Origin of the sequence: Pseudomonas arsenicoxydans, from assembly GCF_900103875.1 — a bacterium.
Classification (GTDB): domain Bacteria; phylum Pseudomonadota; class Gammaproteobacteria; order Pseudomonadales; family Pseudomonadaceae; genus Aquipseudomonas; species Aquipseudomonas arsenicoxydans.
Genome location: NZ_LT629705.1, coordinates 1,026,007 through 1,052,209, shown reverse-complemented (window position 1 = coordinate 1,052,209; position 26,203 = coordinate 1,026,007). Strand labels below are relative to the sequence as shown.

At 60.1% G+C, this 26,203-nt stretch carries 24 protein-coding genes; 14 read left to right on the top strand and 10 right to left on the bottom strand.

What is annotated here, in order from left to right:
- Window positions 1-176 precede the first annotated feature (176 nt).
- The 4 genes from trkA to def are packed head-to-tail and all read right to left on the bottom strand — an operon-like array spanning window position 177 to window position 4,404.
- Window positions 177-1,550, bottom strand: coding sequence for a Trk system potassium transporter TrkA (gene trkA, locus BLQ41_RS04685; protein ID WP_090177544.1), 1,374 nt, complete (start codon window positions 1,548-1,550; stop codon window positions 177-179).
- 23 nt (window positions 1,551-1,573) lie between these two features.
- Entirely contained in the window at window positions 1,574-2,884 is a 1,311-nt protein-coding gene (gene rsmB / locus BLQ41_RS04680) for a 16S rRNA (cytosine(967)-C(5))-methyltransferase RsmB (protein ID WP_090177541.1), read from the bottom strand.
- On the bottom strand, window positions 2,881-3,840 hold the full coding sequence (fmt, locus tag BLQ41_RS04675) for a methionyl-tRNA formyltransferase (RefSeq protein WP_090177537.1): 960 nt from the start codon (window positions 3,838-3,840) through the stop codon (window positions 2,881-2,883). The genes rsmB and fmt overlap by 4 nt, the downstream gene beginning before the upstream one ends.
- A gap of 57 nt (window positions 3,841-3,897) precedes the next feature.
- A complete protein-coding gene (gene def / locus BLQ41_RS04670; protein WP_090177534.1) occupies window positions 3,898-4,404 on the bottom strand; it encodes a peptide deformylase in 507 nt (168 codons plus the stop codon).
- Between the two features lie 167 nt (window positions 4,405-4,571).
- Between def and BLQ41_RS04665 the strand changes: the two genes are divergently transcribed.
- The 3 genes from BLQ41_RS04665 to BLQ41_RS04655 all read left to right on the top strand — a co-directional run bounded on the left by BLQ41_RS04665 (window position 4,572) and on the right by BLQ41_RS04655 (window position 7,390).
- Window positions 4,572-5,597 (top strand): LysM peptidoglycan-binding domain-containing protein, encoded by a 1,026-nt coding sequence (locus BLQ41_RS04665; protein ID WP_090177530.1) that lies wholly within the window; start codon window positions 4,572-4,574, stop codon window positions 5,595-5,597.
- An 80-nt stretch (window positions 5,598-5,677) separates the two neighbouring features.
- Window positions 5,678-6,778 carry a DNA-processing protein DprA gene (gene dprA / locus BLQ41_RS04660; RefSeq protein ID WP_090177527.1) on the top strand — a complete coding sequence of 367 codons (1,101 nt, stop codon included), beginning with the start codon at window positions 5,678-5,680 and terminating at the stop codon, window positions 6,776-6,778.
- A gap of 54 nt (window positions 6,779-6,832) precedes the next feature.
- A complete protein-coding gene (locus BLQ41_RS04655; protein ID WP_090177523.1) occupies window positions 6,833-7,390 on the top strand; it encodes an L-threonylcarbamoyladenylate synthase in 558 nt (185 codons plus the stop codon).
- Between the two features lie 105 nt (window positions 7,391-7,495).
- Here the strand turns inward: BLQ41_RS04655 and BLQ41_RS04650 are convergent, their stop codons facing one another.
- Window positions 7,496-8,473: an NADPH:quinone reductase gene (locus tag BLQ41_RS04650; protein WP_090177520.1), complete on the bottom strand. Its 978-nt coding sequence runs from the start codon at window positions 8,471-8,473 to the stop codon at window positions 7,496-7,498.
- 163 nt (window positions 8,474-8,636) lie between these two features.
- On the opposite strand from BLQ41_RS04650, the gene hemF reads away from it, so the two are divergent.
- Both hemF and aroE read left to right on the top strand, forming a co-directional pair.
- Complete coding sequence (hemF, locus tag BLQ41_RS04645) at window positions 8,637-9,551, top strand: oxygen-dependent coproporphyrinogen oxidase (RefSeq protein ID WP_090177517.1); 915 nt, start codon at window positions 8,637-8,639, stop codon at window positions 9,549-9,551.
- A 13-nt stretch (window positions 9,552-9,564) separates the two neighbouring features.
- A complete protein-coding gene (aroE, locus tag BLQ41_RS04640; RefSeq protein WP_090177515.1) occupies window positions 9,565-10,386 on the top strand; it encodes a shikimate dehydrogenase in 822 nt (273 codons plus the stop codon).
- 22 nt (window positions 10,387-10,408) lie between these two features.
- Here the strand turns inward: aroE and BLQ41_RS04635 are convergent, their stop codons facing one another.
- The 3 genes from BLQ41_RS04635 to betC form a co-directional block, all read right to left on the bottom strand.
- A complete protein-coding gene (locus BLQ41_RS04635) occupies window positions 10,409-11,977 on the bottom strand; it encodes a SulP family inorganic anion transporter (RefSeq protein ID WP_090177512.1) in 1,569 nt (522 codons plus the stop codon).
- A gap of 199 nt (window positions 11,978-12,176) precedes the next feature.
- The gene (gene choX / locus BLQ41_RS04630) at window positions 12,177-13,097 is read right to left on the bottom strand and encodes a choline ABC transporter substrate-binding protein (RefSeq protein WP_090177509.1); all 921 of its coding nucleotides are present in this window, start codon (window positions 13,095-13,097) and stop codon (window positions 12,177-12,179) included.
- 16 nt (window positions 13,098-13,113) lie between these two features.
- Window positions 13,114-14,628 (bottom strand): choline-sulfatase, encoded by a 1,515-nt coding sequence (gene betC, locus BLQ41_RS04625; RefSeq protein ID WP_090177506.1) that lies wholly within the window; start codon window positions 14,626-14,628, stop codon window positions 13,114-13,116.
- Window positions 14,629-14,742: 114 nt separating this feature from the next.
- Here betC and BLQ41_RS04620 point away from each other — a divergent pair, with 114 nt between their 5' ends.
- Window positions 14,743-15,693 (top strand): choline sulfate utilization transcriptional regulator, encoded by a 951-nt coding sequence (locus BLQ41_RS04620; protein ID WP_090177502.1) that lies wholly within the window; start codon window positions 14,743-14,745, stop codon window positions 15,691-15,693.
- Here BLQ41_RS04620 and BLQ41_RS04615 read toward each other — a convergent pair.
- Window positions 15,680-16,351 carry an NAD(P)-dependent oxidoreductase gene (locus BLQ41_RS04615; protein ID WP_090177498.1) on the bottom strand — a complete coding sequence of 224 codons (672 nt, stop codon included), beginning with the start codon at window positions 16,349-16,351 and terminating at the stop codon, window positions 15,680-15,682. The genes BLQ41_RS04620 and BLQ41_RS04615 overlap by 14 nt on opposite strands.
- Window positions 16,352-16,433: 82 nt before the next feature.
- On the opposite strand from BLQ41_RS04615, the gene BLQ41_RS04610 reads away from it, so the two are divergent.
- Window positions 16,434-16,760 (top strand): DOPA 4,5-dioxygenase family protein, encoded by a 327-nt coding sequence (locus BLQ41_RS04610; RefSeq protein ID WP_090177494.1) that lies wholly within the window; start codon window positions 16,434-16,436, stop codon window positions 16,758-16,760.
- Here the strand turns inward: BLQ41_RS04610 and BLQ41_RS04605 are convergent, their stop codons facing one another.
- Window positions 16,761-17,162, bottom strand: a complete 402-nt coding sequence (locus BLQ41_RS04605) for a GFA family protein (RefSeq protein ID WP_090177492.1) — start codon at window positions 17,160-17,162, stop codon at window positions 16,761-16,763.
- A 318-nt stretch (window positions 17,163-17,480) separates the two neighbouring features.
- Here BLQ41_RS04605 and BLQ41_RS04600 point away from each other — a divergent pair, with 318 nt between their 5' ends.
- The 7 genes from BLQ41_RS04600 (at window position 17,481) to BLQ41_RS04570 (ending at window position 26,202) form a co-directional block, all read left to right on the top strand.
- A complete protein-coding gene (locus BLQ41_RS04600; RefSeq protein ID WP_090177490.1) occupies window positions 17,481-18,788 on the top strand; it encodes a CitMHS family transporter in 1,308 nt (435 codons plus the stop codon).
- Window positions 18,789-18,873: 85 nt separating this feature from the next.
- Window positions 18,874-19,641, top strand: a complete 768-nt coding sequence (locus tag BLQ41_RS04595; protein WP_090177487.1) for a TerC family protein — start codon at window positions 18,874-18,876, stop codon at window positions 19,639-19,641.
- A gap of 244 nt (window positions 19,642-19,885) precedes the next feature.
- Window positions 19,886-21,544 carry a Na/Pi cotransporter family protein gene (locus BLQ41_RS04590; protein ID WP_090177484.1) on the top strand — a complete coding sequence of 553 codons (1,659 nt, stop codon included), beginning with the start codon at window positions 19,886-19,888 and terminating at the stop codon, window positions 21,542-21,544.
- Window positions 21,545-21,665: 121 nt separating this feature from the next.
- Window positions 21,666-23,054 (top strand): M16 family metallopeptidase, encoded by a 1,389-nt coding sequence (locus BLQ41_RS04585; RefSeq protein ID WP_090177482.1) that lies wholly within the window; start codon window positions 21,666-21,668, stop codon window positions 23,052-23,054.
- 116 nt (window positions 23,055-23,170) lie between these two features.
- A complete protein-coding gene (locus BLQ41_RS04580) occupies window positions 23,171-24,199 on the top strand; it encodes a DUF5924 family protein (RefSeq protein WP_090177478.1) in 1,029 nt (342 codons plus the stop codon).
- A 54-nt stretch (window positions 24,200-24,253) separates the two neighbouring features.
- On the top strand, window positions 24,254-25,402 hold the full coding sequence (locus BLQ41_RS04575) for an ABC transporter permease (RefSeq protein ID WP_090177475.1): 1,149 nt from the start codon (window positions 24,254-24,256) through the stop codon (window positions 25,400-25,402).
- Window positions 25,399-26,202, top strand: coding sequence for an ABC transporter ATP-binding protein (locus tag BLQ41_RS04570; protein WP_090177472.1), 804 nt, complete (start codon window positions 25,399-25,401; stop codon window positions 26,200-26,202). The genes BLQ41_RS04575 and BLQ41_RS04570 overlap by 4 nt, the downstream gene beginning before the upstream one ends.
- Window position 26,203 lies beyond the last annotated feature (1 nt).

The following is a 26,203-nucleotide window of genomic DNA, read 5'->3' as shown; positions in this document are numbered from 1 at the left end:
GGGAGGACTCCTTGTTGAGGTTTTTCAGGGATGGCCGTGTGTTCTTGAGATCGCTATCGCGGGCAAGCCCGCTCCCACAGGGTTTTGCAGTGAACACCTTTCTTGCGTAAGGCCGAGACTCCTGTGGGAGCGGGCTTGCCCGCGAAGAGGCCAGTCCAGTCTCCGCAAAATACGGATCAGAAAAAGCTCAACCCCACATGAAACAGCTTTTCCACATCCCGAATATGCTTCTTATCCACAAGGAATAGAATCACATGGTCGCCCGTTTCGATCACTGTATCGTCGTGGGCAATGATCACTTCTTCATCACGAATGATCGCGCCAATCGTTGTGCCTGGCGGCAAGCCGATGTTCTCGATGGCCTTGCCGATTACCTTGCTCGACTTCGCGTCACCATGAGCAATCGCCTCAATGGCCTCCGCCGCGCCGCGGCGCAGTGAGTGCACGCTGACGATATCGCCACGGCGCACGTGGGCCAGCAAGGTACCGATCGTCGCCAGTTGCGGACTGATGGCAATGTCGATGTCGCCGCCCTGAATCAAATCAACGTACGCCGGGTTGTTGATGATCGTCATCACCTTCTTCGCCCCCAGGCGCTTGGCCAGCAGCGAAGACATGATGTTGGCTTCGTCATCGTTGGTCAGGGCCAGGAAGATATCCGCGTCGGCAATGTTCTCTTCCAACAGCAAGTCGCGGTCGGAGGCACTGCCCTGCAACACCACGGTGCTGTCGAGGGTGTCCGACAGATGGCGGCAGCGTGCCGGGTTCATCTCGATGATCTTGACCTGGTAGCGACTTTCGATCGCCTCGGCCAGACGCTCACCGATCTGCCCGCCGCCGGCAATGACGATACGCTTGTACGTTTCATCCAGACGGCGCATTTCACTCATCACCGCACGAATATTCGCTTTGGCGGCGATGAAAAACACTTCGTCGTCGGCCTCGATGACGGTATCGCCCTGAGGCAAAATCGGCCGATCACGACGAAAAATCGCCGCTACACGGGTTTCAACGTTTGGCATGTGTTCGCGCAACTGACGCAATTGCTGACCCACCAGCGGTCCGCCGTAGTACGCCTTCACGGCCACCAATTGCGCTTTGCCTTCGGCGAAGTCGATCACCTGCAAGGCGCCCGGATGCTGGATCAGGCGCTTGATGTAGTTGGTGACCACTTGTTCCGGGCTGATCAGCACGTCCACCGGAATCGCGTCGTTATCGAACAACTCGGAGCGGGTGAGGTACGCCGCTTCGCGGACCCGGGCAATTTTGGTCGGGGTGTGGAACAGGGTGTGGGCGACCTGGCAGGCGACCATGTTGGTTTCGTCGCTGTTGGTCACCGCCACCAGCATGTCGGCATCATCCGCGCCGGCCTGGCGCAGCACCGTCGGCAACGAGCCGCGGCCTTGCACGGTGCGGATGTCCAGTCGATCACCAAGGTCACGCAGGCGATCGCCATCGGTGTCCACCACGGTGATGTCGTTGGCCTCGCTGGCCAAGTGTTCCGCCAGCGAACCGCCGACCTGCCCTGCGCCGAGGATGATGATTTTCATCCAGTCACTCCCTTGATATCCCGTTAACCGCGCGCGGCGGCGATCTTGATCAGCTTGGCGTAGTAGAAACCGTCGTGGCCACCTTCCTGAGCCAGCAACTGGCGACCGTGCGGCTGCTTGATGCCGGCCGTCGTGGCGAGATCCAGCTCACGGGCACCCGGCGTGCGAGCGAGGAACGCTTCGATGACCTCGGTGTTCTCGGTCGGCAGCGTGGAGCAGGTGGCGTAAAGCAGAATCCCGCCGACTTCCAGAGTTATCCACAGGGCGTCGAGCAGCTCACCTTGCAGCACCGCCAATGCGGCGATGTCGTCGGGTTGGCGTGTCAGTTTGATGTCCGGGTGACGACGGATTACGCCGGTGGCCGAACACGGCGCGTCGAGCAAGATGCGTTGAAACGGTTTGCCGTCCCACCAGGTAGCGGTGTCGCGGCCATCGGCAGCGATCAGCTCGGCGCTCAGGCCAAGGCGTGCAAGGTTTTCGCGCACCCGCACCAGACGCTTGGCCTCCAGGTCCACCGCCACGACGCCCGCCAGTTTTGGCTCGGCCTCAAGAATGTGGCAGGTTTTGCCGCCCGGCGCGCAGCAGGCGTCCAGCACCCGTTGGCCTGGCGCCAGGTCGAGCAGGTCGGCGGCCAGTTGCGCTGCTTCGTCCTGCACGCTGATCCAGCCTTCGGCGAAGCCGGGCAGGCTGCGCACGTCGGTTGCTGCTTCGAGGATGATGCCGTCCTGGCTGTAAATGCACGGCGTGGCGGCGATGCCGGCTTGCGTCAGCAGCCCGAGATACGCATCGCGAGAATGATGGCGACGGTTGACCCGCAGAATCATCGGCGGATGCGCATTGTTCGCGGCGCAAATGGCTTCCCACTGCTCAGGCCAGAAGGCCTTCAGGGATTTCTGCAGCCAGCGTGGATGGGCAGTGCGCACCACCGGGTCATGTTCCAGTTCGGCCAGCAGCGCTTCGCTTTCACGCTGGGCGCGGCGCAGCACGGCATTGAGCAAGGCCTTGGCCCAGGGTTTTTTCAGCTTGTCGGCGCAGCCCACGGTTTCGCCGATGGCGGCGTGGGCCGGAACGCGGGTGTAGAGCAATTGGTAGAGACCGACCAGCAACAACGCCTCGACATCAGCGTCCGCCGCCTTGAACGGCTTCTGCAGCAACTTGGCCGCCAGCGCCGACAAACGCGGTTGCCAGCGCGCAGTGCCGAACGCCAGGTCCTGGGTAAAGCCGCGATCGCGGTCCTCAACCTTGTCCATTTGTGTGGGCAACGAACTGTTGAGGGATGCTTTACCGTTGAGAACAGCAGCCAGTGCCTTGGCGGCGGCCAGACGCGGATTCATTGAGCGTCCGCCACTTGGCCGAGCACGGTGCCGACGGCGAATTTCTCACGACGGCTGTTGAACAGGTCACTGAAATTCAGCGCCTTGCCGCCAGGCAATTGCAAACGGGTCAGGCACAAGGCCTGCTCGCCGCAGGCGACGATCAAGCCGTCCTTGCTGGCGCTGAGGATTTCCCCCGGTGCGCCCTGCCCTTCGGCGACTGTAGCGGCCAGCACTTTCAAGGCTTCGCCATTCAGCGTGCTGTGGGTGATCGGCCACGGGTTGAAGGCACGGACCAGACGTTCCAGCTCAACCGCCGGGCGGCTCCAGTCGATGCGTGCTTCGTCCTTGTTCAATTTGTGCGCGTAGGTGGCGAGGCTGTCGTCCTGCACTTCGCCCTTCAGCGTGCCGGCGGCGAGCCCGGCAATCGCCTGAATCACAGCCGGTGGGCCCATTTCGGCCAAACGGTCGTGGAGGCTGCCGCCGGTGTCTTCAGCGGTGATCGGCGTGGTGACTTTGAGCAGCATCGGCCCGGTGTCCAGGCCCAGCTCCATGCGCATCACGGTCACGCCGCTTTCGCTATCGCCCGCCTCGACGGCGCGCTGGATGGGCGCCGCACCGCGCCAGCGCGGTAGCAAGGAGGCATGGCTGTTGATGCAACCCAGGCGCGGAATATCCAGCACCGCTTGCGGCAGGATCAGGCCGTAGGCGACCACCACCAGCAAGTCCGGCTTGAGCGCAGCCAGTTCGGCCTGAGCGTCTTCGTTGCGCAGGGTGGGCGGTTGCAGCACCGGGATGTTGTTTTCCAGCGCGAGTTGCTTGACCGGGCTCGGCATCAGTTTTTGCCCGCGACCCGCCGGACGGTCCGGCTGGGTGTAGACCGCGACGATCTCGTAAGGGCTGTCGAGCAGGGCCTTGAGGTGTTCGGCGGCGAATTCCGGGGTGCCGGCAAAGACGATGCGCAGTGGCTCAGTCATGGGAGCAATCTCTGAAAAGAAAAAGGCTTGCCGCAGCAAGCCTTTGAAAGGAGGGCATCAAGCGTTCTGGCGATGGAGCTTTTCCAGTTTCTTCTTGATTCGGTCGCGTTTGAGGTTGGACAGGTAGTCGACGAACAATTTGCCATTCAGGTGGTCGCATTCGTGCTGGATGCACACTGCGAGCAGGCCTTCGGCGATCAGTTCGTAAGGCTGGCCGTCGCGATCCAGGGCCTTGACCTTGACCTTCTGCGGACGGTCGACGTTTTCGTAGAAACCCGGCACCGAGAGGCAGCCTTCCTGGTATTGCTCCATCTCGTCGGTCAGCGCTTCGAACTCGGGGTTGATGAACACCCGCGGTTCGCTGCGGTCTTCGGAGAGGTCCATCACGACGATACGTTTGTGCACGTTGACCTGGGTCGCGGCGAGGCCGATGCCTGGCGCTTCATACATTGTTTCAAACATATCATCGACCAACTGACGCACTTCGTCGTCCACTACGGTCACCGGTTTGGCGATCGTGCGCAGGCGCGAGTCGGGGAATTCGAGGATGTCTAAAATGGCCATAAGCTCAATTGCTGCACGTGTGAGGTAAAGTCGGGCGATGGCCTGGCGGGTCCGAAGATGCCGGCTACCGTTGTGAAGCGTAGCTCCCTGTTCTTTTCAGAATAGATGAGCGAGCCACGAGGGCTCTGGCGTTTCACGCGAACGCACATAATAAAGGGATTCACCGCATGAGGAAATCACTACTCGCCTTGCTCCTTCTGGCCTCGGCCGGTTTGGCGCACGGGCAGGTGCAACTCAAGGAAGGTTTTCCAGCGCAATATACGGTGGTCGCGGGGGACACACTCTGGGACATTTCAGGCAAATTTCTGCGTGAGCCATGGAAATGGCCGGAGCTGTGGCAAGCCAATCCACAGATCGAAAACCCCAATCTCATTTATCCCGGCGATTCGTTGTCGCTGGTTTACGTCGATGGTCAGCCGCGCCTGACCCTCAATCGCGGCGCTTCCCGGGGCACCATCAAGCTCTCGCCTCGGGTACGCAGCGCGCCGGTGGCGGACGCGATCCCGAGCATTCCGCTGAAATCGATCAACAGCTTCTTGTTGAGCAACCGCATCGTCGACAAGGTCGAGGACTTCGACAAGGCGCCCTACATCGTCGCCGGAGATGCCGAACGCGTGCTCAGCGGCACCGGTGATCGTATCTTCGCCCGTGGCCATTTCGATCCGAACCAGCCGGTCTACGGCATCTTCCGTCAGGGCAAGGTCTATACCGATCCCGACAGCAAAGAGTTTCTGGGGATCAACGCCGACGACATCGGCGGCGGCGAGATTGTCGCCACCGAAGGTGACGTCGCCACCCTGGCGCTGCAACGCACGACTCAGGAAGTTCGACTCGGTGACCGTTTGTTCAGCGGTGAAGAGCGATCCATCAACTCGACCTTCATGCCCAGCGCGCCCAAGACGCCGGTCAACGGCTTGATTATCGATGTGCCGCGCGGGGTTACCCAGATTGGTGCGCTGGATGTTGTCACCTTGAACAAAGGCCAGCGCGATGGTCTGGTCGAAGGCAACGTGCTGGTGGTGATGAAAACCGGCGAAACCGTGCGTGACCGGATCACCGGTCAACCGTTGAAAATTCCCGACGAGCGCGCGGGTTTGCTGATGGTTTTCCGCACCTACGACAAGCTTAGTTACGGTTTGGTACTCACCGCGTCGCGCTCCTTGGCCGTCATGGACAAGGTGCGAAATCCGTAAGCCTGCTCCACAAGTTACCAACAGAGTTATCCACAGCTTATTCCCGTTTGAACGGGGCTCATAACGATCAAGGATGATCCATGTCGCTGTCTGCCGTCACACCGGTTTCCCCTGCGGAACTGGAAGCTCGTTTACGCCTGCACCGATTGCCGGAAATCGGTCCTGCACGATTTCGAAAATTGCTCGAAGCGTTTGGTTCGGCCTCCAAAGCCATCAGCGCACCGGCCAGCGCCTGGCGCTCGTTGGGCTTGCCGCTGGCGTGTGCCGAAGCGCGACGGGCCCAGGAAGTGCGCGATGGCGCGAGCCATGCATTGGCTTGGCTAGAGCGTTCGGGCCAGCATTTACTGATGTGGGACCAACCTGACTACCCGGCGCTGCTGGCACAGATCAGCGATGCGCCGCCGCTGTTATTTGTAGCGGGCGATCCGGGAATCCTGGAAATCCCACAGCTGGCGATGGTCGGCAGTCGTCGCGCATCGCGACCGGGCATGGACACTGCCGCGGCGTTTTCGCGCAGTCTGGCCGGTGCCGGTTTCGTCATTACCAGCGGTCTGGCGCTGGGCATCGATGCCGCCGCGCATCAGGCCGCTTTGGACGTGGGCGGGCGAACGGTCGGTGTACTTGGCACGGGACTTGAAAAGTTTTATCCACAGCGTAATCGGCGGCTGGCGGACGCCATGATCGCATCGGGTAGCGCGGTGCTTTCCGAGTTCCCGCTGGACGCCGGTCCTAGCGCCAGCAACTTCCCTCGGCGCAACCGGATCATCAGCGGTTTGTCCCTGGGTGTGCTGGTGGTCGAGGCCAGTATTGCGAGCGGTTCGTTGATCACCGCGAGGCTGGCGGCGGAACAGGGTCGCGAGGTCTACGCGATTCCGGGATCAATCCATCATCCTGGCGCCAAGGGCTGTCATCAATTGATCCGCGACGGCGCAGTGTTGGTGGAAACCATTGAACATATCCTTGAAGCGCTACGCGGCTGGCAACGGTTGCCGTTATCCACAGACACTCCAGCGGTGACGCACCCGTTGCTCAAGTTGCTCCACGCCGCGCCCCACACCAGTGAAGCGTTGTCCGTCAGCAGCGGCTGGGCCTTGTCCAAAGTGCTGGCGGCGTTGACGGAGCTGGAAATGGACGGCCGGGCAGTCTGTGAAAGCGGACGTTGGTTTGCACGGGTGAGCTAGGTTTTATAAGGAAGATCGGTAAACTGCGCAGAGCCTTATTCCGGAGAGTTTTTCATGGTCAACAGTTGGCGTGTGCAACAAGCCGCACAAGCCGTTCGCGCAGGGGCGGTGATCGCCTATCCAACCGAAGCCGTGTGGGGCCTGGGTTGCGACCCGTGGGACGAAGAGGCGGTCTATCGTCTGCTGGCGATCAAGGGGCGGTCGGTGGAAAAAGGGTTGATTCTGGTGGCCGACAACATTCGCCAGTTCGACTTCCTCTTCGACGACTTTCCTGAATTGTGGATGGATCGCATGGCCAGCACCTGGCCGGGGCCGAACACCTGGCTGGTACCGCATCAGAATATGTTGCCGCAATGGATTACCGGCGTGCATGAAACGGTGGCGCTGCGTGTCAGCGATCACCCGCTGGTGAGGGATTTGTGCGCGGTGGTCGGGCCGTTGGTTTCAACGTCGGCCAACCCGCAGGGCCGGCCGGCGGCGCGTACGCGAATTCGCGTCGAGCAGTATTTTCGTGGGCAGGTGGATTACGTGTTGGGCGGGAATCTGGGCGGACGCAAGAATCCGAGCGTGATTCGAGATCTGGCGACGGGCAATGTGATTCGCCCGGATTGAGACCGCGGCGCTGCCAATCGCGGGCAAGCCCGCTCCCACACTTAACCGCATTCCTCTGAGGAAACTCGGTCAACTGTGGGAGCGGGCTTGCCCGCGATGGCGTTCTTAAGGCAGCAGAACTGTCGAGCCTGTCGTACGTCGCGCCGACAACTCAGCCTGCGCTTTCGCCGCTTCAGCCAGCGGATACTTCTGGCTGATGTCCACCTTCAACTTCCCGCTGATGATCATCTCAAACAGCTCATCCGCCATGCGCTGCAGGTTCTCGGCGTTGTTGGCGTAAGTCGCCAGCGTCGGCCGGGTGACGTACAACGAACCCTTCGCCGCCAAAATCCCCAGGTTCACCCCGTCGACCGCTCCGGACGCATTACCGAAACTCACCACAAGACCGCGCGGAGCAACGCTGTCGAGCGACGTCAGCCACGTGTCCTTGCCGACGCCGTCGTACACCACGGGGACTTTTTTCCCGTCAGTCAATTCCAGTACGCGTTGTGCGACGTTTTCATGGCTGTAATCGATGGTTGCCCAGGCACCGTTGGCTTTTGCCAGCGCCGCTTTCTGCGGCGAGCTGACCGTTCCGATCAGCTTCACGCCTAACGCCTTGGCCCATTGGCAAGCCAGTGAACCGACACCGCCGGCTGCCGCGTGAAACAGGATGGTTTCCCCGCCCTTGAGTTCATAGGTCTGGCGCAACAGGTACTGCACGGTCAGGCCTTTAAGCATCACCCCGGCAGCCTGTTCGAAACTGATGGCATCCGGCAGGTGCACCAGATTGGGTTCCGGCAACACATGAATATCGCTATAAGCGCCCAATGGGCCGCTGCCGTACGCCACACGATCCCCGATCTTGAAGCGTGTGACTTCGCTGCCCACTGCCTCGACCACGCCCGCGCCTTCCGCACCCAGGCCCGATGGCAGCGCGGGTGGCGCATAGAGACCACTGCGGTAGTAGGTATCGATGAAGTTCAGGCCGATGGCCTTGTTGACCACGCGAACCTGCTGCGGGCCGGGCTCGGCGGGTTGATAGTCGACATACTCGAGCACTTCGGGGCCGCCATGGGCGCGAAACTGAATGCGCTTTGCCATCAGAACTCTCCTTAGGTCATTTGCGAAGCTCCCTATCGGACTCCTAAGCTTGACCTTCGTCAACTGCGGCAGGCCCATCTGCGATGTTATGCTACGCGCCCATTTGCGCCGGCCCCCGCTCCGATGGAGCGCCGCGTAGCTTTGCCCGATTCAAGGTGATGACATGACGACCCGCACCGAGGCCGTAAAAGCCTACCTGCTCGACCTGCAAGACCGCATTTGCGCTGCCCTGGAAGCCGAAGACGGTGGCACGCACTTCGTCGAAGACGCCTGGACCCGGCCCGCCGGTGGCGGTGGTCGCACGCGAGTGATCGAAAACGGCGCGGTGATCGAAAAGGGCGGCGTCAACTTTTCCCACGTCTTTGGCAGCGGCCTCCCACCGTCCGCCAGCGCTCATCGACCAGAACTGGCCGGGCGTGGCTTCGAAGCCCTGGGCGTGTCGCTGGTGATTCACCCACACAACCCGCACGTGCCGACTTCCCACGCCAACGTGCGCTTTTTCATCGCGGAAAAAGAAGGTGAAGAACCAGTCTGGTGGTTCGGCGGTGGCTTCGACCTGACCCCTTATTACGGCAACATCGATGACTGCGTGCACTGGCACCGTGTCGCCGAGCAGGCATGTGCGCCGTTCGGTCCGGACGTCTATTCACGCTACAAAGCTTGGTGTGACAGCTACTTCCACATCAAGCACCGTCACGAGCCGCGCGGCATCGGCGGTCTGTTCTTCGATGACTTGAACGAGTGGGACTTCGACACCAGCTTCGCCTTCATGCGCGCCATCGGTGACGCCTACATCGACGCCTACCTGCCGATCATGCAACGCCGCAAGCAGGATCCATTCACTGCCCAGCAGCGTGAATTCCAGGAGTTCCGTCGCGGGCGCTACGTTGAGTTCAACCTGGTCTACGACCGCGGCACGCTGTTCGGCCTGCAATCGGGCGGGCGTACCGAGTCGATCCTCATGTCGCTGCCGCCGCAAGTGCGCTGGAGCTACGACTGGAAAGCCGAGCCCGGTAGCGAAGAAGCACGCCTGACCGAATACTTCCTGCAAGATCGCGATTGGTTGGCCGAAGCCTGAACGAGGAGTTCTGATGGACCGTTACGTCGTATTCGGTAACCCGATTGGCCACAGCAAGTCGCCGCTGATTCACCGTTTGTTTGCCGAGCAAACCGCTCAGGAACTGGACTACAGCACTTCGCTGGCGCCGCTCGACGATTTTTCCGGCTTCGCCCGGGCATTTTTCCTCGAAGGTCGTGGGGCGAATGTAACGGTGCCATTCAAGGAAGAGGCCTTTCGCCTGGCCGACAGCCTGACGCAACGGGCACAACGGGCTGGCGCGGTAAACACCTTGAGCAAACTCGACGACGGCACGCTGCTCGGTGACAACACCGACGGCGCCGGGCTGGTACGTGACTTGACCGTCAACGCCGGTTTCAGCCTCAAGGGTAAACGCGTCCTGTTGCTCGGTGCTGGCGGCGCGGTGCGTGGCGCGCTGGAACCGTTGCTGGCTGAGCAGCCGGCGTCGGTAATCATCGCCAACCGCACGGTGGAGAAAGCCGAGCTCCTGGCGGAGCTGTTCCGCGACTTGGGGCCAGTATCGGCCAGTGGCTTCGACTGGTTGTGCGAGCCGGTGGACCTGATCATCAATGCGACATCGGCGAGCTTGTCGGGCGATGTGCCGCCGATTGCCAGCAGCCTGATCGAACCGGGCAAGACGGTGTGCTACGACATGATGTACGGCAAAGAGCCGACTTCCTTCTGCCGTTGGGCCAGTGAACACGGCGCAGCGGTATCCATGGACGGCTTGGGCATGCTGGCTGAACAAGCGGCGGAAGCGTTCTTCCTGTGGCGCGGCGTGCGCCCGGACACGGCGCCGGTGCTGGCCGAACTTCGTCGGCAGCTGGCGCTGTAGTCAAGGGCGGGAGCGTCGTAGATCAGTCCTCAAACCGGATCGGGCATTTCTCCGCGCCTTCGAGCTTTCTCAGTTCTTCTATCACTGGCGGCCGAGCACCACGCAGGGTCAGGCTGCGATCCTGGCGCAGAAGCCGTCGTGCTTCCTGGTGAAGCATTTCCACCCCCGAATAGTCGATAAAGTTGATCTGCTGCGCCTCGATCACGACTCGCGCGCCGTGCATGCGTTGCAGACGTACTTGCAGGTAATGGCTGGCGCCGAAAAAGATCGACCCGCCGACCCGCAGAATATCTTCATCGCCTTCACGCCAATGTTGCACGCGCGGTTGCGAAGTGCGTTTGAGATAGAAGAACAAGGACGCCAGCACCCCGGCGTAAATTGCCGTCTGCAACTCCAGCAGCAGCGTGGCGACACAGGTCAGTGCCATCACCACGAACTCGGCGCGACTGACCCGCAACAACGCGCGAATGCCGCGATGATCCACCAGGCCCCAAGCGATCAGCAAAATACTGCCCGCCATCGCCGGTATCGGAATGTGCGCGATCAGCACCGCGCCAAAGATCGCGAACAGTGCCACCCAAATGGCCGAAAAGACGCCAGCCAGCGGTGAGCAGGCGCCCGCCTCGTAGCTCAGGCCCGAACGGGTGAAGGAGCCGGCCGACAGCGATCCGGAAAAGAACGCCCCGACAATGTTCGATAATCCCTGTGCGCGGACTTCCTGATTGGCATCCAGCAGTTGCTGTGAGCGCGTCGACAAGGAACGTGCAATCGACAGGCTCGTCACCAGCCCGAGCATTCCAACGGCCACGGCGCTGGGCAGCAGGCGCAGGATCAGATCCAGGTCCAGCGGCAGCGGGCTGAACGGCGGCAACCGCCCGACAAACGCGCTGACCAACTTCACATGACCGAACATCGATGGCCAAACCCATACCAGCAGTCCGCTCAACACCAAGGTGATCAACAGCGTCGGCCAGCGTGGCAGGAGCATTTTCAGGATCACGCCCACCACGACCGTCGCCACGCCCAGTACCAGCGACGGCTTGTCCATCGCGCCGAGATGACTCAACAGCATCATCAGGCTGTTCAACGCCGTGGCTTGATTGGGCAGGTCCAGCCCCAGCAGGTTCGGCAGTTGGCCGATGGCAATCACCACCGCCGCGCCGAGGGTGAAACCCAGCACCACCGAGTGCGAGACGAAATTCACCAGCGCGCCAAACCGCAGCAACCCCAGCAGCCATTGGAAAATGCCGGCCAGAAAGGTCAGCAACAGGATCAACGTCACGTAGTCCTGTGTCGCTGGAACCGCCAGTGGACTGACGCTCGCGTACAGGACAATGGAAATGGCCGCCGTCGGACCGCAGATCAAATGCCACGACGAACCCCACAGGCAGGCGATCAACACCGGGATGATCGCAGCATAGAGGCCATATTCGGGCGGGAGACCGGCAATCAGTGCGTAGGCAATGGATTGCGGCAACGCGAGAATGGCGCCACTGAGGCCGACGATCAGGTCACGGCCGACGCTGGCGCGGGTTTGCCGGGGCAACCAGGAAAGGAAGGGGAAGAGTGAATGGCGGCTGGGGAAGGCCATGGATCCTCTCGGATGGAATTTTGCGTAAGGGTATCAGCACCAGACAATGATCGTTCTGCGACTGATCGTTCCTACGCTCTGCGTGGGAATGCATCCCGTGACGCTCTGCGTCACATCCCGAAGCAGACGCAGAGCGTCCGTGGCGGCATTCCCACGCCGACGGATCGACGCCTCGACGTGGGAACGATCGGCGAGGGGGTCAGAGCTTGGCTTTTACTGCCGTCAACGCATCCTTCCCGTCCACGGTCTTCACACCGTCAAGCCACTTGTCCAATACCGCCGGGTTCGCCTTGATCCACGCTTTGGCCGCGTCGGCATTGCTGACTTTCTTGTTCACCACTTCGGCCATGATGCTGTTCTCCATCTCCTGGGTGAAACTCAGGTTGGTCAGCAACTTGCCAACGTTCGGACAGGCCTGTGCATAACCTTTGCGCGTCAGCGTGTGGACGCTGCCCGTGTCGCCGAAATACTTCTCGCCGCCCTTCAGGTAATGCATTTTCAGCTGCACGTTCATCGGGTGCGGGGTCCAGCCGAGGAAGGTGACGAATTTCTGTTTCTTCACCGCGCGAGACACTTCGGCCAGCATCGCCTGCTCGCTGGACTCGATCAGTTTCCACTGACCCATGTCGAAGTCATTCTTCTTGATGATCTCTTGCAGCGAAATGTTCGCCGGGGCGCCGGAGCCGATGCCGTAGATCTTCTTGTCGAACTTGTCGGCGAACTTGTTCAGGTCGTTAAAGTTATGCACACCCGCGTCCCAGACATAGTCCGGAACCGCGAGAGTAAACTCGGTGCCGTCGAGGTTCTTGGCGAGTTGCGTGACATCGCCGGTGGCCACGAACTTGTCGTAGAACCCCTGCTGCGCCGGCATCCAGTTACCCAGGAACACATCCACCTGGCCATCCTTCAATCCGCCAAAGGTGATCGGCACCGCGAGAGTGTCGACCTTGGCTTTGTAGCCCATGCCGTCCAGCAGAAACCCGGTGATGGCGTTAGTCGCGGCGATGTCGCTCCAGCCAGGGTCGGCCATTTTCACCGTGTCGCAGCTTTGGTCGGCGTAAACCGATGCGCTGCCCAGAGCCAGAAGCCCGACCGTCAGTACTGTGGATAACTTTTGCATGGACTTCCCCTTAACATTATTGGTTTTGGCAGGGTTGTGGATAACGTGCTTTGCGCTCCAGATCGTCGAGATCGATGTGGTTGCGCATGTATTGCTGACTGGCGTCCACCAGCGGCTGGTGATCCCAGCTCTTCAGCTTGCCGATGGTCAACGCATCGGCGACGAAACGCCGGCGTCGCTGGCTGGCGAGCACCTGTTGGTGAATGGCCGGAATGTCCCATTTGGCCCGCGCTTCGGCGAGAAAATCCTCGAACAGGTGCCAATACTGCGGCGATTGGCTGAGTTCTTCTTGCTCGCGCGGGTCATTGTGTACATCGAAGAGTAGGCAAGGGTCGTCTTCGCTGTAGATGAATTTGTAGGCTCCGCGACGGATCATCATCAAAGGACTGATGGTGCCCTCGGCCATGTATTCGCCAAACACTTCGTCGTGTCCACCCTGCCCTTGCAGATGCGGGACCAGCGAGCGACCGTCCAGCGGCAGGCCTGGCTCCAGCGAACCGCCGGCAAGTTCCACGAAGGTGGGCAGCAGGTCGGCGGTGGAAACGGATGCGCTGACCCGGCCAGCCCCGAATTGTCCGGGCGCACTGATCAGCAAAGGCACTCGCGCGGCCATTTCGAACCAATGCATTTTGTACCAGAGGCCGCGCTCGCCGAGCATGTCGCCGTGATCGCCAGAGAAGACAATGATGGTGTCATCGATCAACCCGGTTTCTTCGAGCGTTTGCAGGAGTTTGCCGACGTTGCTGTCGATATAGCTGCAAGCCCCGAAGTAAGCACGGCGCGCATCGCGAATCTTATCCACAGGCAGCGGCTTATCCCACAGGTCGTAGACCTTGAGCAAACGCTGAGAGTGCGGGTCGAGTTCGGTCTGCGCGGGGGTATCAGGCAGCGGGATGTCGGCATCGTCGTACAGGTCCCAGAAAGCCTTGGGAATGGTGTACGGGTCGTGTGGGTGTGTCATCGACACGGTCAGGCAGAACGGCTGATCGCCATCCTCACGGATGTGATCGAACAGGTATTGCTGGGCCTTGAACACCACCTCTTCATCGAAATCCAGCTGATTGGTGCGCACGCACGGCCCGGCTTGCAGCACCGACGACATGTTGTGATACCAGGTCGGACGGACGTCCGGTTCATCCCAATTCACGGCCCAACCGTAGTCGGCCGGGTAAATGTCGCTGGTCAGGCGTTCTTCGTAGCCGTGGAGTTGATCCGGGCCGCAAAAGTGCATCTTGCCCGAGAGCGCGGTGCGGTAGCCGAGTCGACGCAGGTAGTGGGCGTACGTCGGTACATCGGCAGGGAAATCGGCCGCGTTGTCGTAGGCGCCGATCTTGCTCGGCAGCTGACCGCTGACCAGGGTGAAACGCGACGGTGCGCACAGTGGGCTGTTGCAATAGGCGGCATCGAACACCACGCCTTCGGCGGCGAGGCGGCTCAGATTAGGCAGTTTTATAGGCGAAGGGCCATAGAACGGCAACATTGGCGCGGCCATCTGATCGGCCATGATGAAAAGAATATTCTTGCGCTTCATGTGATCGCGGCATTCCATAGTGAATATTTATGCGAGAGTGCTGCAACCGAGCATGGAGTCCATGCTTGTTGTGGTAAAGCCCATGCACGGCAATGACTAGGATAAGCACAGCTTATGTATGAATCCCTCGGTGATTTGTCTTTGGATCTACTTCGCGCTTTTGAATCTGCCGCCCGTCAGCGCAGTTTCACCGCCGCCGCAGTGGAGCTTGGCACCACGCAACCGGCCATCAGCCAGCAGATCAAGCGGTTGGAAGAACAGCTGGGCACACGGCTGTTCGACCGCATCTATCGCGGTATTGAACTGACGGAAGCCGGGACCATTCTTTTCGAGCAGGTTCAGCTCGGTTTGCAGAATATCGACGCAGGATTGAGCGCGATAACCGCACAAAAGCAACACGAGGTCTTGCAGGTCGCCACCGATTTCGCCTTTGCCGCCTATTGGCTGATGCCGCGACTGCACCGTTTTCATGCCGCCAATCCTCAAGTGGATGTGAGCCTGGTCACCAGCGAGCGCAACCACAACATGCTGCGCACCGATATCGACGTGGCGGTGCTGTTCGGCGACGGGCGCTTCAAACAGGGCGAAAGCCATTGGTTGTTTAGCGAAGAAGTGTTTCCGGTATGCAGCCCGCTGTTGTTGAAGGACCGCCCCCTGCCCTTGCCCGCTCAATCATTGCTGGAATTCCCGCTGCTGCATTTACGCGGAGAAAACAGCAGTAACTGGTTCGATTGGAGCGGCGTGTTTCGCGAGCTGGGCATTACGTCAGCGCCGGCGCCGGGGCAATTGCGTTTCGATAATTACACGCTGTTGATTCAAGCCGCGATTGGCGGCCAAGGCGTGGCGATCGGCTGGCGTCACCTTGTGGATAACTTGCTGACACAAGGTTTGTTGTGCCGGCCGATTGCAGACACGGTGATTTCCAGGCTCGGCTATTACGTGGTGTTGCCTCAACGCAAACGGCGGGGGGCGTTGATCCAACTATTTGTCGATTGGTTGATGGCGGAGCAAGCCAGCAGTGCGCAATCGCTTACCGGTCTTGCGTTGCCGTCTATCGCTGTTTAGCGTCCACCGCGACAAAATTGACGTGCTCGCGAACGTGCAGGTTCAGCTGAAGCTCATCGGCAATGCCGACGGCGACGCGGTTTAACCGCTCAAGCGGTTCGGCCAGCCCCGGTTCCAGGCTGCTGCTGACGTGGCTGAAATGTTCGATGGTCAGTCCGGGCACGCCACGTGGCGCGTTCACCAGCGTCCAGTGCAACGCACTGCTTTGCAGCGCTTCGCGGATTTCCTCGGCGGCATGGCGCTGCAGGCTATCGTCGGTCTCCGGATCGTCCAGTACCTCGAAATCTCCTACAAGAAACAGCCGGGAAATGCCCGCGGCCTGCATGCCGTCAATCAGTGCATCCACGGCCAGCACTTGCTCGACCGGGCCCGGAACGATGGTCTTTTCCACACTGTCGCTGTTGAACGGCAACCCTGGCGCATCGAGTAAACAGATAACCGCTGAACTGCCTGCAACACTTTGCTTTACGCGTTCAGCCTCAAACAGGTCACCGGTCTTGGTGCGTAAACCCGGACGCGGCGCGAGCGCCGTCAGATCGTCCAGAATCGCGATGACTTCATGCTGACGTCGCAGCATTTCAGCCATCAGCGCACTGCCCAGGCTACTCATGGCACCATAAAGCACCACTTTCACAACGGGGGTTTCGGCATTTTTCATGGCTGAGTCCTTGTTTTCTACGTATATGACGTGTGACCTGTGGGAAACGGTGAGGGTTCGACCGGGTTTTAGAGGGATTGAGATGCAGCAGATCAAGGGTTATCACGCCCATGTCTATTTTGACGCCGACAGCATCGAACGGGCACGGGATGTCTGTGAGCGGGCGGCGCAACTATTCCCGCTGAAGATGGGACGCGTGCATGAGCGCCCTGTCGGCCCGCATCCGGACTGGAGCTGCCAACTGGCGTTTGGCCCGGAATTGCTTGGCGAAGTCCTGCCCTGGCTGGCGCTCAATCGCCAGGGATTGGTGGTGTTCCTGCACCCTGATACGGGTAACGACTTGCTCGACCACACTGAGCACGCGATCTGGATGGGCGCAATCCGTCCGCTGGACCTGTCTGTTTTTTGATCAGAGGCTTTCTTGTGCTTCGCCGGGCAGATGTTCGTCCAGGTGCAGCCAGGGCAATTGGTTGTCCGTCCAGATGTGCCGCTCGGCCGGTGCTTGTTCCGGGTGGTCGAAGGTGGCGATGGTCACGTCGATAGTCTCCGGGCTGAGGCGTGACACCAGCGCCAGTTGTGCCCCACATGTCGAGCAGAAATAGCGCACGCAGCTGGTCGAGGACGTGTACTGCGCCGGTGTCCCTTTCATCCATTGGAACGCCGATGCGGGCACAGTGATCCAGGTGGTCACGATCCCGCCGCTAACCCGCCGGCAAATTGAACAATGGCAGTGGGCGATGTCGTGTAGCGGCCCGTTGAATTGATAGCGCAAATGTCCGCAGTGACAGCCGCCCGAATGAATGTCATGCATTTATCTCCTCCTGCCCCATATTCCGGGACATTAGCCCTGTCCGACGACCGGTTGCACATCCGGTCAATGCTTTCGTCGGCGAAAGCTGGCTGAAAGCTTCCCCGATTAGGATCGCCCCACTGCCGGCAACAGACCGGTTGGCCAAAGCGCGTGTTTGATTGCTCGCACGGTCCATTTAACAACAACAATGGTGATCCTGATGTCTTCTGCTACCCGCCGCTTCGCTGTTACTCCGTCCATACGCCTCGCGCTTCCCGTTCTGCGCTGACCCCACCCGGTTCGCCCATTCCCTAGCCGCGCTATGCCTGGAGTACTCCCATGCTGACTTTCCTTGGCTTTGCCATGGTCATCACGTTCATGTTCCTGATCATGACCAAGCGCCTGTCCGCGCTGATCGCCCTGATCATTATCCCGATCGTTTTCGCCCTGTTCGGTGGGTTTGCGCCGAAGATCGGCCCGATGATGCTCGAAGGCATCACCAAGCTCGCGCCGACCGGCGTGATGCTGATGTTCGCCATACTGTATTTCGCCCTGATGATCGACTCCGGCCTGTTCGACCCGGCCGTGCGCAAGATCCTCAAACTGGTCAAGGGCGACCCGTTGAAAGTTTCGGTCGGCACCGCCGTACTGGCGCTCGTCGTCTCCCTCGATGGTGATGGCGCGACCACTTACATGATCTGCGTGGCGGCGATGTTGCCGCTCTACAGCCGCATTGGCATGAGCCCGCGAATCATGGCCGGTCTGATCATCCTCGCCGGTGGCGTGATGAACATGACCCCATGGGGTGGTCCGACCGCCCGTGCGGCCAGTGCGCTGCATGTGGACCCTTCCGACATCTTCGTGCCGATGATTCCGGCAATGGCCGCCGGCGTGGTGGCCATCCTCCTGATCGCCTACTTCTACGGCAAACGTGAACGTGCGCGTCTGGGTGAATTGCACCTGGTGGGCGAAGAAGTCGACCACAGTGAAATCAGCGTTTCGCAGTTCCCGGATGCCCGTCGTCCGAAGTTGATCTGGTTCAACGGTGCCCTGACGTTCGCGTTGATGTGCACCCTGATTGCCGGCCTGTTGCCGCTGCCAGTGCTGTTCATGGTGGCGTTCAGTATCGCGATGATCGTCAACTATCCATGCCTGCAACAGCAGAAAGACCGCGTCGCGGCCCATGCCGGTAGCGTGCTGGCGGTAGTCGGTTTGATCTTCGCTGCCGGTATCTTCACCGGTATCCTGTCGGGTACTGGCATGGTCGACGCCATGTCGAAAAGCCTGCTGGCGGTTATCCCGGATTTCCTCGGCCCGTACCTGGCCGTGATCACCGCGTTGGTAAGCATGCCGTTCACGTTTTTCATGTCGAACGACGCATTTTATTACGGCGTGTTACCAGTACTTGCCGAAGCAGCCAGTCACTACGGTATAACCGCGGTTGAAATGGCACGTGCCTCGATTGTTGGTCAGCCCGTCCACTTGTTGAGCCCGCTGGTGCCGTCGACCTACCTGTTGGTGGCCCTGGCCGGTATCGATTTCGGTGACCATCAGCGCTTCACCCTGAAATGGGCGGTGCTGGTCTGCATGTGCATACTGGTTGCAGCATTGCTGATGGGGATCTTTCCGCTGTTCAGCACTCTATAAGCCCAAGACTCACCGTAACGGGTCCAGGCTTCGCGGTTTGAAGTCCGGGCCCTTTATGGTTTAACACTCGCTCAAAGGAATACACATGGAATGGCTGACCAACCCTGAAATCTGGGTTGCCTTCTTTACCCTGACCGCCCTGGAAATCGTCCTGGGTATCGATAACATCATCATGATTTCGATCCTGGTCAGCCGCATGCCCAAGCACATGCAACAGCGCACGCGGATTTTCGGCCTGGCGCTGGCCATGGTCACGCGGATCCTGTTGCTGCTGTCGATCACCTGGGTCATGCGCCTGACCGCCGACCTGTTCGAAGTGTTCGGCCAAGGCATTTCCGGGCGTGACCTGATCCTGTTCTTCGGTGGCCTGTTCCTGTTGTGGAAGAGCTCGCAAGAGATGTACCACGCGCTCGAAGGCGAAGACGAAAGCAATGAAGAGCCGGGCGGCAAGGGCGGCAACTTCCTTTACACCATCATTCAGATCGCGATCATCGACATCGTGTTCTCGCTGGACTCGGTGATCACCGCTGTCGGCATGGTCTCCTACGTTCCGGTCATGGTCGCGGCGATCATCGTTGCCGTGCTGGTGATGATGTGGGCGTCCGGCACGATCAGCGAATTCATCGACAAGCACCCGTCGCTGAAAATGCTGGCGCTGTCGTTCCTGTTGATCGTCGGTACGGTGCTGATTGCCGAGTCGTTCGATGTGCACGTGCCAAAAGGCTACGTCTACTTCGCCATGGCGTTCTCGCTGGCGGTTGAAGCGATCAACATCAAGATGCGCACCGCGATTGCGAGAAAGAAAACGCAGCAAGATCCGGTGAAACTGCGCAAGGACATTCCGGGGCAATAACCCGAGTCAGTGCACAAAAACTGTGGGAGCGAGTTTGCTCCCACATGAATTGCAGGGGCCTTCGGCCCCTTTTTCACATCTGCATCAACCTGTTTTCATGACAGTTTTGTTTCAATCGCTTCTTTAGCTGTGCGATGCTGGCGCGCAGACCGTTAGCCAACTACAGCTAAAGTACACAAACGTAGAAAGTCGCGCGGCACCGTCAACTTGCCCCTCTGGGGCGCTACCACCACAGGGGGCCCTTATGCTCACCCTGCTCAATTTGTTATCCGCCGTGGCCTTGCTGATCTGGGGCACGCACATCGTCCGAACCGGCATCTTGCGGGTCTACGGTTCCAATCTGCGCCATGTTATCGGCCAGAACATGTCCAAGCGCTGGCTGGCTTTCATCTCCGGAATCGTCGTGACCGCGATGGTCCAGAGCAGTAACGCCACCGCCATGCTCGTCACTTCCTTTGTCGGCCAAGGCCTGATGGCGTTGACGCCGGCCCTGGCGACCATGCTCGGCGCCGACGTCGGTACGGCGCTGATGGCGCGGGTGCTGACGTTCGATTTGTCGTGGCTGTCGCCGCTGCTGATCTTCCTCGGGGTGATTTTCTTTCTGTCTCGCAAACAGACGCGGCTTGGGCAGATGGGCCGCGTCAGTATTGGCTTGGGCCTGATCATTCTGGCGCTGCAACTGATTGTCGAATCTGCCGCGCCCATCACTCATGCGCAGGGCGTGAAGGTGATTTTCGCCTCACTGACCGGCGACATTCTGCTCGATGCCTTGGTCGGCGCGATGTTCGCGATGATTTCCTATTCCAGCCTGGCCGCCGTCCTGCTGACGGCAACCCTGGCCGGCGCTGGAGTGATCAGTCTGCCAGTGGCCATTGGTCTGGTGATTGGCGCCAATATCGGCAGCGGCATCCTTGCGTTCCTCAGCACCAGCATGCAAAACGCCGCCGGCCGTCAGGTGGCGCTGGGCAGCCTGTTGTACAAGCTGATCGGCCTGCTGCTGATCATTCCGGTACTCGATCCGCTGGTGCACTGGATCGACAGCCTGGATTTCAGCCCTCAGGAAATGGTCATCGGCTTCCACCTGCTCTACAACACCGCGCGATGCCTGATCCTGTTACCCAGCGTCGGCCCGATGGCCAGGCTTTGCGCGTGGCTGCTGCCGGAGCGCCCGGAACTCAACGGCACGGCCAAACCCCGGCACCTTGATCCCACGGCCCTGCTCACGCCAAGCCTGGCGCTGGCCAACGCCGCCCGGGAAACCCTGCGCATTGGCGATTTGATCGACAACATGCTTGAAGCCATGCTCGACGTGCTGCGCGGTAAACAGAGTGCTATCACCCAGGAAATGCGCCGGCTGACCGATGATGTCGAAGCGCTCTACAGCGCGATCAAGCTCTATCTGGCGCAAATGCCTCGTGAGGACCTCAGTGATCAAGACAGTCGGCGCTGGGCAGAAATCATCGAACTGGCGATCAACCTCAAACTCGCCAGCGATCTGATCGAGCGCATGTTGCGCAAGGTCCAGCAGCAGAAAACCTCGCAACGCCGGTCGTTTTCCGAGGTCGGCCTGGAAGAGCTTGCAGGGCTGCACACGCAGCTCATCTCTAACCTGCGCCTGGGGTTGTCGGTGTTCCTCAGTGCCGACAAGGAAAGTGCCCGCCAGTTATTGCGTGAGAAACGTCGCTTTCGCGCACAGGAACGCCGCCTGGCCCATGCGCATGTCAGCCGGTTGCAACGTAAAATTGTGCAAAGTATCGAGACCAGTTCGTTACACCTGGAACTGATCGCCGACATGAAGCGCTTGAATTCGTTGTTCTGCAGCAGCGCTTATGTGGTGCTGGAAACGTCTGACACTGGCGCACTCGCCGTCGACGATTTGGCTGACATTACGCATTCGCCTTGAACGTCTGGCAGCGTGGTCAGTCAGTTACAGTGGTTCAGCCTCAAGGCCGTCTTCGTGAGCAGCCCGCGATAGCGGCCTGAAGGACGACACGGATCTCCGATTGGTTGCCTGGAAGCTTTCTATGCGTTGTCTGTTGTTCGCCTTTCTTTTGCTGGGTTCATTGCCTTCGTTTGCCCTGGATCGTTTCCAGGTCGAAGGCTATACGCTGCCCAACGGTCTGCAATTGCTGCTCAAACCCGGCACCGAGCGCGGGCATGTGGCGATTCGTTTGGTGGTCGGCGTTGGCCTGGATGATTTCAGCTGCGCCGACAAGGAGCTGCCGCATTTGCTCGAGCATTTGCTGTTCAGCGGCATCGATGCCACCGGCGAAGGCGGTCTGGAAGAGCGCATGCAGGCACTGGGTGGTGAGTGGAACGCGTTCACCAGCAACGCCGACACCACATTCACCATCGAGGCCCCGGCGCAAAACCAGCGCAAGGTCCTCGACCTGCTGCTGGCGCTCCTGACTCAGACCCGAATCGATGACAACGCCATCAACGCGGCCAAACTAGTGGTCGAGCGCGAAGACGGCGGTCATTACTCGCACTTGCAACGTTGGCTGGATCGTCAGGACCTGGGCCACACGGCGAGTAATCAACTGGCGGTGGAGCTGGGCCTCAAATGCCCGGAGCGGGCTCAAGTCGATCACCTCACCCGTGAACAGTTGGAGAAAGTGCGCAAGGCCTGGTATGCGCCCAACAACATGACGCTGATCGTCGTCGGCGAACTCGATCGCCTACTGCCAGCCTATCTGGAGCGCACGTATGGCGGACTTACGGCTGTCGACCCGACCGATCACTTGGCCCTGCCGCAAATCCAGGCCAGCGCTGCCCACGAGCGAACGTTGAACAATGGATTCGTCGGGGGTGGCGCCAAACTGCACTGGCTCGTTCCGGAGCCGGTGCTGGAGGACCTGCATGACGAAACCTTCGATTTGCTCAAGGAGTATCTGGACTGGGCGCTCTATCGCAAATTGCGCCTGGCCCACAGTTTGTCCTATGGCCCTTCCGCTGAGCGCGAACTGTTTGGCGGTGTGGGCTTCATGAGTCTGAACGCGGACCTGGAACGCGACGACGTGCCTGAAGCCGAAAAAGTGCTGGAGGATTTGAAGGCCGGAATGCTCAGGGATGGCCTCAACGCTAACACGTTCAACCGACTCAAACAGGCCGCGATCGCCCGTCAGGCCTGGGCCGTTCAAGGAAACAGCGCATTGGCCGATTACTATTGGAGTGCGCTTGGAGACTACGAGGACGGACGTTTCGCTGATCCGGCCAAGGAGCTGCAAGGCGTCACGCTGGAAGAAGCGAACAAGGCGATGCGTGAGTTGCTGATGCAGCCGGGCTACTTGCGGATCGAGAAGCCACTGATGAGCTATGACCAGTTGATGTGGGCGATTGCCGGCGTGTTCGGCCTTATCGTGTTGATGGGGCTGGGCTGGCGCATGCACCGAAGGGGTCCGCCAACCAAATAACCGCTGCCTTTGGCGGTGGCTGCAAGGGTTTCGGGTCTGGATTGCGAACCTCGCCACACCGCCCCACGGGCGGTACTCTGTCGAGGATTTTTCCCACGACTATTGTGAATCGCCGAATGCCTACTCTGACCCTATACGTACAGCGCATCCTGGAATTGATGAAGCGGTATCCAGGGGTCATTGCGCTCGGCGGTTTTATCTCCGGGGTCGGCAGTTTCATCCTGGTGGATCGCCAGCAGAGCCTGGCGACGTGGATCACCATCATCATGGTGCTCAGCTGGATCTGGCTGATGCTGGAAAACAGCCTGACCAAGCTCTTCACCAGAATCTTCAAGCGCGAAATTCCCCAGCCTTTGTTGCGTTACGCGACGCAGATGATTCACCAGGAAAGTCTGTTCTTCGTCCTGCCATTCTTTTTCATCACCACCACCTGGAACAGCGGTCAGCTGTTTTTTACCGGGATGCTGGGGATTGCGGCGCTGATTTCCATCATCGACCCGCTCTACTACAAATGGCTGGCGCCCCGGCGCTGGGCGTTCCTGGCGCTGCATACCCTGACGCTGTTTGCTGCGCTGCTCACCGCCCTGCCCGTCATCATGCACCTGACCACTTCCCAGAGTTTCAAACTGGCGCTGGGTATCTCCGTCGTGCTGTCGTTCCCGAGCCTGGCGTCGATTTTCCCGATACGGACCGTGCGCAACGCGTTGGCGATTCTGAGCATTACCGTGGGCATCGGTGGCGTAGGCTGGGTGCTGCGTTCGTGGGTGCCGCCGGCGACGCTGTGGATGACCGACGTGGCGATTAGCACGCAGATGCAGGACCGCACGCCAGGCAAGAGCCTTGATGAGGTCAGCGCCGAGCAGATCCGGGGAGATGGCCTGTACGCCTACACCGCGATCAACGCTCCACGCGGTCTGGATGAACGGATTTATCACGTGTGGATGTTCAACGGCAAAGAGGTTGATCGCATCGCGCTGGACATCCACGGCGGGCGCAAGGAAGGCTATCGGGCCTGGACCCACAAGCAAAACTTCCCCGGCAACCCGGCGGGTAAATGGCAGGTTCGGGTGCTGACCGAAGACGGCCAGTTGATCGGGGTGCTGCGCTTCAAGATCGCGGACAGCACACCGATCAAAGAAAACTGATCCGGTTCGTGCTATTACGTAGACCTGCGTATCAGCCGAACAAGCACGGAGCTTATGACCAGTAGCACAATGGCCGGCAATGCCCGACTAGACGCCTCTCACTCCCCTGCTCAACTGCGGGTTACGGGTGACTGGACGCTCGCCCATTACGCCGATCTCAAGCAACTGAGCGAAAAGCTCCGTGGCCAGTACGACGACAGCACGCACATCGACCTCAACGGCCTCGGCGCCCTCGACACTGCCGGGGCATCGCTGCTGGTGGAATTACTCGGCGCCGAGCGTCTGGGCCGGTCCGCCGAGCATCCCGATTGCACGCTTTCCTCTGCCGACCGTGCCTTGTTGCAGACGATTTATTGCTCGCTCACCGATTTCTGCGTGCCGCTCAAGGAACCGGAAATCAGCGTCGGCATTCAACTGCTGACGCGCATTGGGCGCGCCGTCGATGCAGTCTGGCAGGACACCCTGCAACTGCTGGGGTTTGTCGGCCTGATTCTCGAAACCATTGCGCGCAATCTGTTTCGCCCCGCGCGCTGGCGCATCACGCCGATGGTCGCGCACATCGAGCAGACCGGCCTCGACGCCGCGCCCATCGTTGCCCTGCTGACCTTTCTGGTGGGCGCCGTGGTGGCGTTTCTCGGGGCGACGGTGTTGGCCCGTTTCGGCGCGAGTATTTTCACCGTGGACCTCGTTGCCTTCTCCTTCCTGCGCGAATTCGGTGTGTTGCTGACCGCAATCCTGATGGCCGGGCGCACCGCCAGTGCGTTTACTGCGCAGATCGGTTCGATGAAAGCCAATGAAGAAATCGACGCCATCCGCACACTGGGTCTCGACCCGGTGGAATTGTTGGTGGTGCCGCGTGTATTGGCCTTGCTGTTTGCGTTACCGATGCTGACATTTCTGGCGATGCTCTCGGGCATTGTCGGCGGTGGTGTGGTGTGCGCCTTGTCGCTTGATATCTCGCCGGCGATGTTCCTTTCATTGCTGCAATCGGACATTGGCGTTCAGCACTTTCTGGTGGGGATCGTCAAAGCGCCGATCTTCGCCTTCCTGATCGCAGCGATTGGCTGTCTTGAAGGCTTCAAAGTCAGTGGCAGTGCCGAGTCTGTCGGTGCGCACACCACGTCGAGCGTGGTGCAGTCGATTTTCGTGGTGATCGTGCTCGACGCCGTGGCCGCATTGTTTTTCATGGAGATGGGCTGGTGAGTCGACAACCGCGCGCGCCTTCCGAGGTGGTGATCGAAGTCCGTGGCCTGTGCAATCGCTTTGGCAGCCAGAGCGTGCACGAGAATCTCGACCTCGATTTGTACAAGGGCGAAATCCTCGCCGTGGTCGGCGGTTCCGGCAGCGGCAAATCGGTGTTGCTGCGCAGCATCGTTGGCTTGCGCCAGCCCAGTGAGGGGGTGGTGAAAGTCTTCGGCAAGAACCTGCCAACCCTGTCCGAACACGAGCGCTCACTGGTCGAACGGCGTTTCGGCGTATTGTTCCAGAAAGGCGCCTTGTTCTCTTCGCTGACCGTGACCGAGAACGTCGCCCTGCCGTTGATCGAGCACGCCGGTCTGAGCCGTGAAGACGCCGAGCACCTGGCGGCGGTCAAGCTCGCGTTGGCCGGTCTGCCGCTGTCGGCGGCCGACAAGTACCCTGCTTCGCTGTCCGGCGGCATGATCAAGCGCGCGGCGCTGGCCCGGGCGCTGGCGCTGGACCCGGACATCCTGTTTCTCGACGAACCTACCGCCGGCCTCGACCCGATCGGCGCTGCGGCGTTCGATCAATTGATCCTGACCCTGCGTGATGCCTTGGGGTTGAGTGTGTTTCTGGTCACCCACGACCTCGACACGCTCTACACCATCACCGACCGGGTGGCGGTGCTGGCGCAGAAGAAAGTGCTGGTGGCGGACGCCATCGACAAGGTGTCGGAAACCGACGACGCGTGGATTCACGAATACTTCCATGGCCCTCGCGGCCGCGCGGCGTTGACGGCCGCTAAACAGTTGAAAGAGGTCTGAC